Genomic DNA, 12,139 nt, shown 5'->3' with positions numbered 1-12,139 from the left:
AATCGGATGCGTGACGTTTCGGTCAGCTGCCTTTGACCGCGGATCCGGCGACCTGGCGAATACCGATGAACCGCACCACGATAAGCAGCACAAGAATGTTGAACACGGACATGATGACGCCTATGGCGTTGACTTCGGCGGATACGCCCTTCTTGATCATTCCCATGATCAGTAGCGGGATGGTTTCGGCTGAAGGGCCTCCGAGGAAGGTGGGAGAAACGACGGAATCCAGCGAGAACGTAAACGCGAGCAGCCCACCAACGAAAATCGACGGGGCAAGCAGGGGAAGGGTGATCGTCCAGATGATTCTGGTTTGGCTGGCGCCCAGATCCATTGCGGCCTTTTCGTACAGGGACGACACGTTGGCGAGTCTGGCGTTGATGGTGACCGCGGCGTAGGCGGAGTAGATCAGGGTCTGTGCGATCACGACCCATGCCGGTCCGAGCTTGAGGCCGAACATGCGCGCCACGATGAACAGTCCGACGACAATGACGATTTCGGGCAAGGTGATGCGCAGGAAAATCGCCGACTCGTAGAATGTGCGGACCTTCGCTGGAAGTTTCGCCATGCCGATCGCTCCCAATGACGCGAAGATCATGGACAGCAGCATGACGATGATCGCGATCGTAAGACTCATGACGAATGCATTCTGGAATCGTTCTCCGGACAGTGCTTCGGCGAACCACTTGAAGGTGAAACCGCCCCACGTGAGCAGCGTCTTGTTCGCGTTGAACGCATCCCTGAACACCACGACGATGGGCAGGAACAGGAAGACGAACACGATGGCTGACATGATGGCCGAGAACCAATGCTGGCGCAGTTTCATCGTTTCCTCCAATCCGTGATTTCTTTGCCGATGAGTATGACCAGAACCGCGAGCATTAGCACCGATGAAAGTGCTGCCCCACGCGGATAGTTGCCGGTGGTCTGGAATTCGCTGGCGATGACGTTGCCAATCATCAGCGTCTTGCTGCCGCCGAGGATCGCTGGGATTGTATACTCGCCCAATGCGGGGATGGCTACCAGCAATGCGCCGGCTGCGATGCCGCCTCCGCAGGAAGGCAACACGATTTCAAAGAACGCTTGCGAGGGACGTCGTCCGAGATCCGCCGCGGCCTCCAACAGGGACTTGTCTAACTGTTCGAAAGTGGAGTAGGCCGGCAGGATCATCATGGGCAGGTAGGAGTAGATCATGCCGATGACGACAGCGGTCAGGGAATAGCGCAGATCCGTTCCCTCGGGAAGTAGGCGGAAGCCTACGAGTATCCGAGTGATGGCGCCGTGGGCTCCGAGCAGTTCCAGCCAGGCGTAAGTACGAACGACAAACGACGTCCAGAAGGGGATGACGATCGCACCGATGAGCAGTAGCTGAAGCTTGCCTTTGCAGGATGCGATGAAGTAGGCGATCGGCAGTCCAAGCAGGATGCAGCCGATGACGGTGATGAGCGTAATCAGCAGGGAACGGAGCAGTGCCTGCAGATAGATGGATTTGGCGATATCGGCATAGTTGCCGAGGTTCCAATCCGTCGTCACGATGAATGTGGTCAGATCGATTTTCCAGAAGGAATATAGGATGATGATGACGAGTGGAACGGCAAAGCAGCAGAGTGTTAGGATCCCGTCAGGCAAAGCGAGGATCGCTCCGACTATGCCGTCTCGTTCCTTTCCCTTGCTGTCGAGTTTCCGATCATGGCGTTTCATGGCGGCCTCTCGTTTCAGGAATTCTGAATTTCCTGCCAGGCAGACGCCACTGCCTGCTGGATGTCAGCGCTTTGCAGTGTTCCGTAGATCGTCTTTCCGGCGGTCTCCGGGTTCAGCGCTTCGTTGTCCACGAGATTCTTGTCGAGAGAATCCGTGACGGAGGGCATCAGCCAAGAGGCTTGGGTGGTGTTGATGAAGTCGGCGTAGTTGCTCTTGTCCAAGTGGAAATCCATGAACTGGTATACCTTGTTGAGGTTTGCGGTGCCCTTCAGCGGCACCCATCCGTCGATGTATCCGGGCATGCCCTCACTGGGCGAGACCCAGCCGACCTTGTCTCCGTTTGCCTTGGCGGATGCGTAATCATAGTCGTATACGACCGCGATGGAGGTCGAACCGTCGTAGACCTGTGAGGCCGCATCCGAATCGACGAACGCCTTGACGTACTGTTTGATTCCCAGCACCGCCTGTTTCGCCTCGTCGATGTCAGCGGTGTTCTTCGTGTTCAGATCATGGCCGGTGGCGAGCAGGGCAACGTCGATTACGTCGGACGAGTAGCTGGGCATGAGCAGTTTGCCGGAGAACTCCTTTGCGCGGGCGAACAGATCCTTCCATGACGTCGGCGGGTCTTTGACTTCGTCCTTGTTGTAGATGATGCCGATCTTGCCTTGCTCTACGGGGATGCCCCAAGGGAATGCCTTCACGTACTTTTCGTCGATATTGGACAGGTTCTTGACCTTTGATGCGTCAAAGTCTTCCAGCAGTCCGGCAGTCTTTAGGGTTTCGGCGACCTTCATGCCAGCGAGGGACATGTCGTACGAGCCTTGGTTTTGGCGGATGATGTTGACCCACGCCGAGTCTCCGCCGTCCGGAGTGGATACCTGCTTGATGGTATATCCGGTCTTCTCCTTAAAGGAGTCAACTTCCTTGCTCCCCATCCAGTCTGGATAGTTCATCATGGTGATGGTGTCGGATGCGGCTTTCTTCTCTACGGCTCCGGTGGTAGAACCGCCGATCTGGCAGCCTGCGAGCGACAACGACATGACGAACGCTCCTGCAGCCGCGATGATCATCCTCGCGCGCTTAGTGATTGGCTTCCTCATGATGATATCCTCTCTTGTCATATTGTCTGACAACAAAACCGAAGTTAACTCTGCTTTGTTACGGGTGAATGGCGTCAAAACCATTGGAATTACATGCCTGTAACATTTTGACATCAGACTGACAACTACAAGAAAATCTGAAAAAATCAGAGGAAGGCATGGCATGAACGTTCGTCTCCGCACCATTTTCGACTCGATTCCCACCTATAGGCCCGGACAGTGTCCTGATGAGGAGACGGGCGCTCAGCTGATCAAAATGTCGTCCAACGAGCTTCCTTGGTCCCCTTCGGCATCGTTGCTCGGAGCTGTGGAAGAGGCGTTCTCCACATTGAACAGGTATCCGGATTTTTACAAGGTGGATCTGTCCGAACGGCTCGCAGAGTTTGTCGGGACCAAGCCGGAGAACATCTTTGCCGATGATGGGTCAGGCACGTTGCTGCAGGATCTGGTACGCATCGTGGTGAACGCCGGTGATGAGGTCATCTTTGGCTCTCCTTCGTTCGCCGCCTACGATATCGATGTGGTGCTGGCCGGCGGAGTATCGGTGAAAGTTCCGTTGGATGATTCGTGGACGTACGACCTTGAGGGTTGCGAACGTGCGATTACCGGCAAAACTCGCATGATCCTGCTCTGCAACCCGAACAACCCGACTGGCACGTTTCTCACCACCGCAGCCATTCGGCGGTTCCTCGACCGCATTCCTGATGACATTCTGGTTGTCGTCGACGAAGCGTACCGCGACTTTGTCACGGCTGAGCCGTACGGGGAATCCAAGAAACTAGTCGACGAATACGACAATGTCGTACTGCTGCGCACCTTCTCCAAAGCGTTCGGCATGGCAGGGCTGCGACTCGGATACGGTATCGCCCGACCGGAAATCGTGGATGCCGTCAACAAGGTTGTGGCCGAATTCTCGGTCTCCACCTTATCTCAGGCAGTCGGTGTCGCCATGTTGTCCGACCGAAACGTTCTTGACGATCTGAAGAGCAAGGTTGACGTCATCAAACAGCAGCGTGAAGCCTATGAGCGGTTCTTGAGAGACAAAGACGTCAGCTACATTCCTTCCCAGGCAAACTTCATCATGATTCCCGGCGATGCCGACCGGCTGTTCGCGCAATACCGCAAGCATAATCTCATCGTCCGCCCGTTCGAATCGCCGAACGGAGTCCGCATCACGGTCGGTACGCCGGAGCAGATGGCGATTGCAAGGGAGGTCTGGCAGTGAGCGGAGAACGCCATTCGATTGCGGTATTAACGTCGCGTTCGGTGCCGTTGCCGCAAGGGGCCACCGAACTATTCTATGAGCTGGGATGCCCCGTATCCGTATATGTTCCGGAGACTCTGCCGAATGTTCTTGGCGAGGATATGTTGTTCGTATGGGATACAGACCTGCATGAATACATGCGCCGGCATTGGAGTACATTCAGCCGCGTAGCGTGGATGCACGCTGCGGTCACTGGAGTTGACTCGTTCCTATTCCCTGAACTGGTTGATTCCGACATTACGTTGACCAATGCAGCGGGAATCTACAATGTAAGCATCGCGGAATTCGTCGCATATTCGGTGCTTGCCCATGCGAAACGGTCGGGAATGCTGTGGTCGCAGCAGCATGAGAAGACGTGGAAGCACATACACAGCGAGTCGGTGAACGGTTCCCAAGCTGTAATTTACGGTACTGGCAGCATTGGTCGCACCGTCGGCGCGATGCTTCACGGTCTTGGTTTGCGGGTAAGGGGAATTGACCCGTATGTCACTTCGGCTGATGGATTTGAACGCATCTATTCTTCTGACAAGATGCGGGAAGCGGTTGAATGGGCAGACTGTTTCATCATCTGTGCTCCGTTGACTGAAGCCACAAGGCATAGTATCAATCGTGAGGTTTTCTCTTGGATGAAACCGACGTGCCACGTTATCAACGTTGGCCGAGGTGCGGTCATCGACGAGAAGGATCTGATTGATGCGCTTCAGTCGCATCGTATCGGATCGGCTTCGCTCGACGTGTTCGAGCAGGAGCCTTTGCCTGCGGATAGTCCGCTATGGGACATGAATAATGTGTCGATCAGTCCTCACATATCAGGTGACGCCGGCGATTTTGAAATGGCGTTGATCCGCCAGTTCATAGATCTTGCCAAAACATGGTTGTCCGGCGGCGACTTCCCGCTTGTTGTTGATAAGGAGAAAGGGTATGCAGTGAGAAGATGACCGAGCAGTTATGGTGTGGCATCTTGCGTCTGCTGATATTGCTCATTTGCTTGGCTTCTCGCGTAAAGGCGATCTCAAGTCTTGAAACAAAAAGAATATGAATCTGGAGGAGAGAAGATATAGAAATTGCGGAATGCTGAGAATTGGCTTTTCCTTTAGTGTCGAATTATTGTGTTTATGAAGGAAAGGGAGATTGAATACAAAGAAGCTGTCGGTATAAAGCCGACAGCTTCTTTGTCACCTGATTATTTTCTGCGGTATGGAATCCAATAGTTCCTTTGTGTAGTTATCTGTCGGATGATCAAAAATGGCTTCGGTTGTGTTTTCCTCCATTACTTTTCCGTTTTGCAGCACGACAACTCTGGAGCAGAAACTCCTCACAACTGCTAAATCGTGTGAAATGAACAGAATTGACAAGTTTAACTTATTGTGAAGATCTAGCAAAAGATCTAGAATTTCTTTCTGAATAGAAACATCCAAAGCGCTTGTTGGCTCATCTGCGATAAGCAGCTTCGGCTGCAATGCCAGTGCTCGGCCAATAGCTATACGCTGTTTTTGCCCACCTGAAAGTTGTTTAGGTTTTCGATTGAGTAACTCCTTGTCGATCTGGCATCTTTCCAAGGTTTCGACAATGTATTCGTTAGATTGGTTGTGTGGAACTATATGGTTTGCATTCACAATTTCCTGCAGTGTCTGACGAATTGTTTTTGTCGGGTCAAGCGAAGCATTGGGATCTTGGAAAACCATTTGTATCGCACAGTTTTGATTTGCTGTACGATGTTTGCCAAGCGGCTCATTATCGAATCGCAGGGTTCCGGAATCGTATGGTTGAAGGCCACTGATTACTCTTGCGATCGTTGATTTTCCAGAACCTGATTCACCGACCAAGCCAACAATTTCACCTTTTCCGATGCTTAACGAAATGTTGTGCAAAACGGTTTTTCGATTGTTTTTATGGAATAGAGTGAAACCTTTGTTCTCAAAGGAGACCACAACATTGTTCATCTGAAACAGGGAATCGTCCGAGATTGGTTCATAACGCTGATATGGTCCGGTCATGGTCGGAGTTGCGGCTATGAGTTTCTTTGTGTAGTCGTCTTGAGGGTCATGAAAGATCTGATCCAATGATCCCTCTTCGAGTATCTGGCCTGAGTGCATGACGTTGACCGTAGAACATAACTGGCTGACGACCGCGAGATCGTGCGATACGTACAGCAGGCCCAGATTCGTGGTTTGCATCATGGTTTTCAGCAAGTCCAGTATCCTCGCCTGTACTGTCACATCCAATGCGGTGGTTGGCTCATCGCAGAGAATAACGCCTGGATTGAGCGCGGTGGCGGCCGCGATCATTGACCGTTGCTTCATGCCGCCAGACAGCTCGAACGGATAACTTTTGGCGGTTTCTTCCGGATTGCGCATTTCGACCGATTGCAGCAAATGCAGCGCTAACTGCCTTCTTGCTTCCTTCGACAAATGCTCTTTGCTGTTGACCGCATCGGTGATTTGCTGGCCGATCCGAAGGAGCTGGTTCAATGCGGAACCGGGTTCCTGGAAGATCATGGTCACATGTTGACCGCGAAGCGTGGCAAGCCGCTTCGTATCAGTCATGTCGTAGGTTTTGCCCCCGTAGGTCAGGACGCCGGATTCGACGTTGACTCCATTGGGCAACAATCCCATGATCGAGCGAAGAACCATGCTTTTGCCAGAACCTGATTCGCCCACGAGACCGGTCGCCTCTCCAGCTGTAACCTGCAGATTGACGCCGGTGACGAGTTTTCTATTCGAGGTGGCGATAGTCAGATTCGAGACGGTCATTAACGCATTCATCGCGTCTCCTTGTCTACGTTTAATCCTTCTCCGATCAGGGAAAAGGCGAAGCTTGCGATAATGATCGCCAATGCTGGGAAGAAGATCAGATAATAGTCGCCATTGGCGAAGTACTGTTGTCCTTCCGACAACATCTGGCCCCAATCTGGTTGAGGTGGAACTAAGCCCATGCCGAAATAGCTGAGGGTGACGATGACGCCGATGTTGGCGCTGGCGTCAGTTACAGCGTAGGTGAGCGCCTGGTGCATGACATTTGGCATGACGTGGTTGATGATGATTCTCAGGTCGGAGAGGTTGCCCATTTTCGCAGCTGAAATGAAATCCAGGTTTTTGATCCTTGATGCTTCGGCTCTGACCAGACGGCAATATGGGACCCAGCTGACGATGGCGATGGCGGTGAACACGCTTCCCATTCCGTTGCCGATGACAAAGACGAGCGCGATGGCAAGCACGTAGAACGGGAACGCGCTGATCACGTCCGCAATACGCATGATGAGCGTATCGAGCCAGCCGCCGTAATAGCCGCCCGACGCACCAAGAAATGTGCCCAAGATCAATGGAGCGATGACGGCAACCATGGCGACGATGAGATCAGTTTGCCCACCATAGAGCAGCCGGGCGAATATGTCTCGGCCGAGCGCGTCGGTGCCCATGATGTGCTCCGCGTACGGGGATCGTAGCCCGTTTGCCACGTCCTGCGCGTACGGGTCGGCATGAATCAAGATGGGGACGATGAAGCAGACGAGCAGCGTGACGAGCAATAATGCGCATCCGCTGAACATGCGGATGCGGGCGGGATCGTACTCTTTGGGTTTCACTTGTTTGCCTGTCATGACATGCTTCCTCGTGGGTCCAATGCCGTATAGCAGATATCGGTCAGCAGATAGATGACCGTGACCAGCGCGGCGAAGACGATGACCACGCCTTGTACGAGCGGGAAATCGCGGGACAGGATAGCTGACATCATCAGATTGCCCATGCCGGGGATGGCGAACACGTTTTCCACGATGACGACGCCGCCAACCAATGATCCGAGTTGCAGTCCGATGAGATTGACCGTGTCGACGGCTGCGGGACGTATCACATAATCCCTCTTCAGTAACCCGTCCGGCAATCCTTTAGCTTTACCGAAAGCGACCGAATCGGATTCCAAGGAGTCGAGGATTGCCTGTCGGAATCCTCGAAATAGTACGGGAATCAGACCGATACCGATCGTGATCGACGGCAAGACGATGGAGACCAGATGGTCCATCAAGGTTGTTCCATACCCGCCGACTGGCATCCATTTCAGCTGGAGTCCGAACAGGATGATCACGAACGTGCCCAACACGAACGATGGGATGCCTTGCAACAGAGCGACAAAAACGCGCATGAACTCGTCGAAGAAACCGCCAATCTTTTTGGTTGACAGGATTGCGAGAGGCAACGCCAAGACGATTCCAATCAGAGTGCCACCGGCCATGAGCAGCAGTGTTGGGGGCAATCGTTGCGCGATGGCTGTGGCTGTCGGCTCGTTCAACGTGATCGAGTCTCCCAAATCACCGTGGAAGATGCCGACGACGAAGTCAAGGAACTGCACCCACAGGGGTTTGTCAAGCCCCCATTCGTGGCGTCGGGTGGCAATCGCTTCGGCGCTTGCCTTGTCGCCTAACGCCAAGCGAACTGGGTCGCCGGGAGCGACATGAAGGAGAAGGAACGTGAGAAGGCAAACCCCCAAGGCGACCGGGATCAATGTGACCAGTCGCTTGAGGGTTGGCAGAATAAACCGCTGGAACATATCAGAGAATGAGTTTTCTGCGACTACTTTTCGATCCAAGCATCAGTTAGCAGGTACGCTCCCGTTTCCTCGTTGACGGCGAAATCATGAAGCTTCTTGGATGTGATGTAAATGTTCGGCGAATAGTACAGAGGCACCAGCGGCTGCTGTTCATTGAATTCGGTTTGGATCTTGCTGTACAAGTCGAGGCGCTTATCGTTGTCCGTAGCTGCAGCGGCCTCGGAAGCCCACTTGGTGATCTTTTCATCCGGGAAGAACGTACGCATGGCGTTAGCGCCACCTGATTCGACAGCAACGAATTTGACGAGCTCATCCGGGTCAGAAATATCGGTCGTGGACAAGGTGAACGCCATGTCGTAGGTGCCATTGACTCGATCATTGCCGGCTGCACTGTCGTCCTTGGTGACTATCTTCGCGTTGATCCCGATCTTCTTCAGCGATTCCTGAACGATCTGAGCCGTGGTCTGCTGGCCACTATCACCGGCGACGACTTCGATGGTCGTATCAAAACCGTTCGGATAAGCCGACTTCTTCAATTCTTCCTTGGCTTTATCGAGATCGTACTCGCGAACCTTCTGATTCTTGTCATACCCCCAGATGGTCGGGGCGAGGAATGAGTTCGCGGGAGTACCGTTACCGTTCAACACGGCTTTGATGATAGACTCCTTGTCAACGCTATGACCGACGGCCGCGCGCACATGCTGATCTTTGAACGGCTTGCTCTTGTTGCTCATGATCAGATAATCGGTTTGACTGGAGCCGAAGGTGAGCACGTTAACGCTGGAATCTTTTTTCACGGAATCAAGCGTGGTGAACGACGGACCTTCGTCCACATGCGCCTGACCGCCGCGAACCTGCATGAGACGAGTATTATCCTCGCCGACTGTAGTGAAGGTAACGCCGTCCAAGTAGGGGCGGTTTGCCTTCCAATAGTGTGGGTTCTTAACCAGCGAGAGACTTTGACCTTTCTTCCACTCCTTGAACATGAATGGGCCGGTACCAACCGGGTTCTTCTCGAATTCCTTCAAAGACTTGCCACCGTAGTTGGCCGGGACGATCGCATTGGAGAACAAAGCCACATCAGAAGGCAACGGTGCCCACGGGCTCTTCGTTATGATTTTGACCGTGTAGTCGTCAACGGCTTCGACGTTCTTGATGCCTTCGTTGACGAAACCGAAAGGTAGGTCGGGATCACTGGCGGTTTTGATGGAGAAGACCACGTCCTTGGCAGTCATGTTCGTACCGTCGGAGAACTTCACGTCTTTGCGAAGGTTGAATGTCCAAGAGAGCTGGTCGTCGCTTTGCTTGTAGTCGGTGGCGAGGCTGGGTTCGAGCTTGGTTCCGTCCTTGCTTGGTGTCAGCAATGTGTCGAACATTTGCTCGACCACGAAAATGGAATCATTGCCGCCGGCTTCAGTGGGGACAATATTGCCTGCGTCGCCTCCTCGGGCGAAAATGAGCGTTCCGCCAGAGACAGGCTTGTCATTGCTGCCGCTTGCTGAGGTTCCTGCCGAATTGTTGGTGCAACCGGCAAGTATGGTGGCTGTGGCCGTGATCGCTATCGCTGCGGCGGACATTTTTCCGAGGAACGTTTTGCTCATTGTTCCTGCTCTCTTCCTTCTTGGGAGAAACGACCTAACGATCGTCATTAGTGGTTCTTGCTCTCGCAAAAACTTCTTGCAACCGTATTTGCCGTGATTGAACCTGTCGCGACGAATCGAGCAACCGAAGATGAACAGGAAACCAAGTTACACCGTTCAGCCAGTATCAAAACTACGCATCAAGCCTGCCCGAAATCAACCGCTTATGGGACGGTGGGGAGGGTGAAATCCCGCAAATCCAAGTCCGTCTTGTGTTGTGTTAATCACTGCAGTTGTCGAACATATGTTCGATAATGGGCTGCATGACAGCACCTGACCGCACGTACCTCGCCATCGACCTCAAGTCGTTCTATGCCTCGGCCGAGTGCGCGGCGCGCGGTTTGGATCCGCTGACGACCAATCTGGTCGTGGCCGACGTGAGCCGCACCGAGAAGACCATCTGCCTCGCCGTCTCCCCGTCGCTCAAGGCATACGGCATTCCCGGCCGCGCGCGGCTGTTCGAGGTCGAGGAGAAGCTCAACCGGGTCAACGAGGAACGCCGCGCGAGAATCCCCGGACACCGGTTCGCGGGGGAGTCCAGCAACGCCGAGGAACTGGCACGCTTCCCCCAGCTCAAGGTCGCGTATCGCGCCGCCAAGCCGCGCATGGCGTACTATCTCAAAACCAGCGGCGACATCTACACGATCTATCTCAAGTACGCCGCCGCCGCTGACATCCACGTCTACTCGATCGACGAGGTGTTCATCGACGCGACGCACTATCTCAACACCGTGCATCGTATGAGCCCGCACGATCTGGCCCGCACCATCGTTCGCGACATCCTCGAACGCACCGGCATCACCGCCGCCGCGGGCATCGGCTCGAACATGTACCTCGCCAAAGTCGCCATGGACATCGTCGCCAAGCACATGCCCGCCGACCGCGACGGCGTGCGCGTTGCCGAACTGACCGAGGAATCGTACCGGCGGCTGCTGTGGAACCATCGTCCGCTCACCGACTTCTGGCGCGTCGGTCGCGGCTACGCGCGACGGCTCGAATCGGCTGGGCTGCTCACCATGGGCGACGTCGCCCGCTGCTCGCTCGGCCGCGCCAGCGACTACTACAACGAAGACCTGCTCTACCGCATGTTCGGCGTGAACGCGGAACTGCTCATCGACCACGCGTGGGGCCGGGAACCATGCACGATCGCCGACATCAAAGCGTACAAGCCGGCCGAAAATTCGCTGAGCAACGGGCAGGTGCTGCACCGGCCGTACTCGCGCGAGCAAGCGCGGCTCATCGTGCGCGAGATGGCCGACGCGATTTCGCTGGAACTGGTGAAGAGCAAACAGGAAACCTGCCAGATCGGCCTGTACGTCGGCTACGAGGGTGCGCCGGGATTCGAAGGATCGATGCCGGTGTCCACGAACCGTTTCGGCAGGACGGTGCCGCGACCGGCCAACGGCACGGCCGAATTGGGGGAGTACACGTCGTCGACGAAAGTCATCGCCGACGCGATGGTCGCGCTGTACGACCGCATCGTCAGCGACAACACGAACGTGAGCGTACGCCGGCTGAACATGGTCGTCGGCCGGTTGCGGAAATATGCGGACGGTGATGACAGCGTCGATGGCGCTCGCGTTTCGGCTTCGACCATTGCGCCGGTTGGTGAGGCGGAACAGCTGGATTTGTTCACCGACGTCGATGCGGAGGACGAACGCCGCGAGACGCGGCATGCGGAACAGCGCCGCGAACACGACGTGCAGCAGGCATTGCTGGCCATCAAACAGAAATACGGTAACAACGCGGTGCTTAAGGCCATGAACCTTGAACAGGACGCCACCGGACGCGACCGCAACAGCCAGATCGGCGGCCACGCCGCCGGAACCACGGATGAAGGACCGACACGTGAGGTAACGTCCACGTCGTCGTCCACACCAGTCGCGGTTCGC

9 protein-coding genes and 1 pseudogene are annotated in these 12,139 nt (G+C 54.7%); 3 read left to right on the top strand and 7 right to left on the bottom strand.

Annotation, left to right across the window (positions count from 1 at the left end; all coding sequences use genetic code 11):
* Window positions 1–22: 22 nt before the first annotated feature.
* Genes BBIA_RS02065 through BBIA_RS02055 form a run of 3 tightly spaced genes read right to left on the bottom strand, consistent with a single transcriptional unit; the run spans window position 23 to window position 2,801 of the window.
* Window positions 23–826 carry an ABC transporter permease gene (locus tag BBIA_RS02065; RefSeq protein WP_033492941.1) on the bottom strand — a complete coding sequence of 268 codons (804 nt, stop codon included), beginning with the start codon at window positions 824–826 and terminating at the stop codon, window positions 23–25.
* Window positions 823–1,701 (bottom strand): ABC transporter permease, encoded by an 879-nt coding sequence (locus BBIA_RS02060; protein ID WP_033492939.1) that lies wholly within the window; start codon window positions 1,699–1,701, stop codon window positions 823–825. Before BBIA_RS02060 ends, BBIA_RS02065 begins: the two co-directional genes overlap by 4 nt.
* Before the next feature lie 14 nt (window positions 1,702–1,715).
* Window positions 1,716–2,801 carry an ABC transporter substrate-binding protein gene (locus BBIA_RS02055; RefSeq protein WP_160268215.1) on the bottom strand — a complete coding sequence of 362 codons (1,086 nt, stop codon included), beginning with the start codon at window positions 2,799–2,801 and terminating at the stop codon, window positions 1,716–1,718.
* 163 nt (window positions 2,802–2,964) lie between these two features.
* On the opposite strand from BBIA_RS02055, the gene hisC reads away from it, so the two are divergent.
* Both hisC and BBIA_RS02045 read left to right on the top strand, forming a co-directional pair.
* Window positions 2,965–4,026: a histidinol-phosphate transaminase gene (hisC, locus tag BBIA_RS02050; RefSeq protein ID WP_033492935.1), complete on the top strand. Its 1,062-nt coding sequence runs from the start codon at window positions 2,965–2,967 to the stop codon at window positions 4,024–4,026.
* Window positions 4,023–5,003, top strand: a complete 981-nt coding sequence (locus BBIA_RS02045) for a D-2-hydroxyacid dehydrogenase (protein ID WP_152600495.1) — start codon at window positions 4,023–4,025, stop codon at window positions 5,001–5,003. Before hisC ends, BBIA_RS02045 begins: the two co-directional genes overlap by 4 nt.
* A 237-nt stretch (window positions 5,004–5,240) precedes the next feature.
* Here the strand turns inward: BBIA_RS02045 and BBIA_RS02040 are convergent, their stop codons facing one another.
* The 4 genes from BBIA_RS02040 to BBIA_RS02025 are packed head-to-tail and all read right to left on the bottom strand — an operon-like array spanning window position 5,241 to window position 10,208.
* Window positions 5,241–6,830 carry an ATP-binding cassette domain-containing protein gene (locus tag BBIA_RS02040; protein WP_033492930.1) on the bottom strand — a complete coding sequence of 530 codons (1,590 nt, stop codon included), beginning with the start codon at window positions 6,828–6,830 and terminating at the stop codon, window positions 5,241–5,243.
* Window positions 6,827–7,663 carry an ABC transporter permease gene (locus BBIA_RS02035; RefSeq protein ID WP_051923654.1) on the bottom strand — a complete coding sequence of 279 codons (837 nt, stop codon included), beginning with the start codon at window positions 7,661–7,663 and terminating at the stop codon, window positions 6,827–6,829. Before BBIA_RS02035 ends, BBIA_RS02040 begins: the two co-directional genes overlap by 4 nt.
* Window positions 7,660–8,607: an ABC transporter permease gene (locus BBIA_RS02030; RefSeq protein ID WP_033492928.1), complete on the bottom strand. Its 948-nt coding sequence runs from the start codon at window positions 8,605–8,607 to the stop codon at window positions 7,660–7,662. The genes BBIA_RS02035 and BBIA_RS02030 overlap by 4 nt, the downstream gene beginning before the upstream one ends.
* A gap of 23 nt (window positions 8,608–8,630) precedes the next feature.
* Complete coding sequence (locus BBIA_RS02025; protein WP_033492927.1) at window positions 8,631–10,208, bottom strand: ABC transporter substrate-binding protein; 1,578 nt, start codon at window positions 10,206–10,208, stop codon at window positions 8,631–8,633.
* A 302-nt stretch (window positions 10,209–10,510) separates the two neighbouring features.
* Between BBIA_RS02025 and BBIA_RS02020 the strand changes: the two are divergent.
* Window positions 10,511–12,070, top strand: a pseudogene (locus tag BBIA_RS02020) (Y-family DNA polymerase); the annotation flags it as partial.
* Window positions 12,071–12,139: the final 69 nt, after the last annotated feature.

This window comes from Bifidobacterium biavatii DSM 23969 (genome assembly GCF_000741165.1).
GTDB classification, from domain to species: domain Bacteria; phylum Actinomycetota; class Actinomycetes; order Actinomycetales; family Bifidobacteriaceae; genus Bifidobacterium; species Bifidobacterium biavatii.
This window is presented reverse-complemented; position numbering and strand designations above follow the sequence as displayed.

Bases quoted from the DNA above. Each gene is read 5' to 3' on its own strand.
- BBIA_RS02060 (WP_033492939.1), bottom strand. From the start codon at position 1,701: ATGAAACGCCATGATCGGAAACTCGACAGCAAGGGAAAGGAACGAGAC.
- BBIA_RS02055 (WP_160268215.1), bottom strand. From the start codon at position 2,801: ATGAGGAAGCCAATCACTAAGCGCGCGAGGATGATCATCGCGGCTGCA.
- BBIA_RS02030 (WP_033492928.1), bottom strand. From the start codon at position 8,607: ATGTTCCAGCGGTTTATTCTGCCAACCCTCAAGCGACTGGTCACATTG.
- BBIA_RS02035 (WP_051923654.1), bottom strand. From the start codon at position 7,663: ATGACAGGCAAACAAGTGAAACCCAAAGAGTACGATCCCGCCCGCATC.
- BBIA_RS02025 (WP_033492927.1), bottom strand. From the start codon at position 10,208: ATGAGCAAAACGTTCCTCGGAAAAATGTCCGCCGCAGCGATAGCGATC.
- hisC (WP_033492935.1), top strand. From the start codon at position 2,965: ATGAACGTTCGTCTCCGCACCATTTTCGACTCGATTCCCACCTATAGG.
- BBIA_RS02065 (WP_033492941.1), bottom strand. From the start codon at position 826: ATGAAACTGCGCCAGCATTGGTTCTCGGCCATCATGTCAGCCATCGTG.
- BBIA_RS02040 (WP_033492930.1), bottom strand. From the start codon at position 6,830: ATGAATGCGTTAATGACCGTCTCGAATCTGACTATCGCCACCTCGAAT.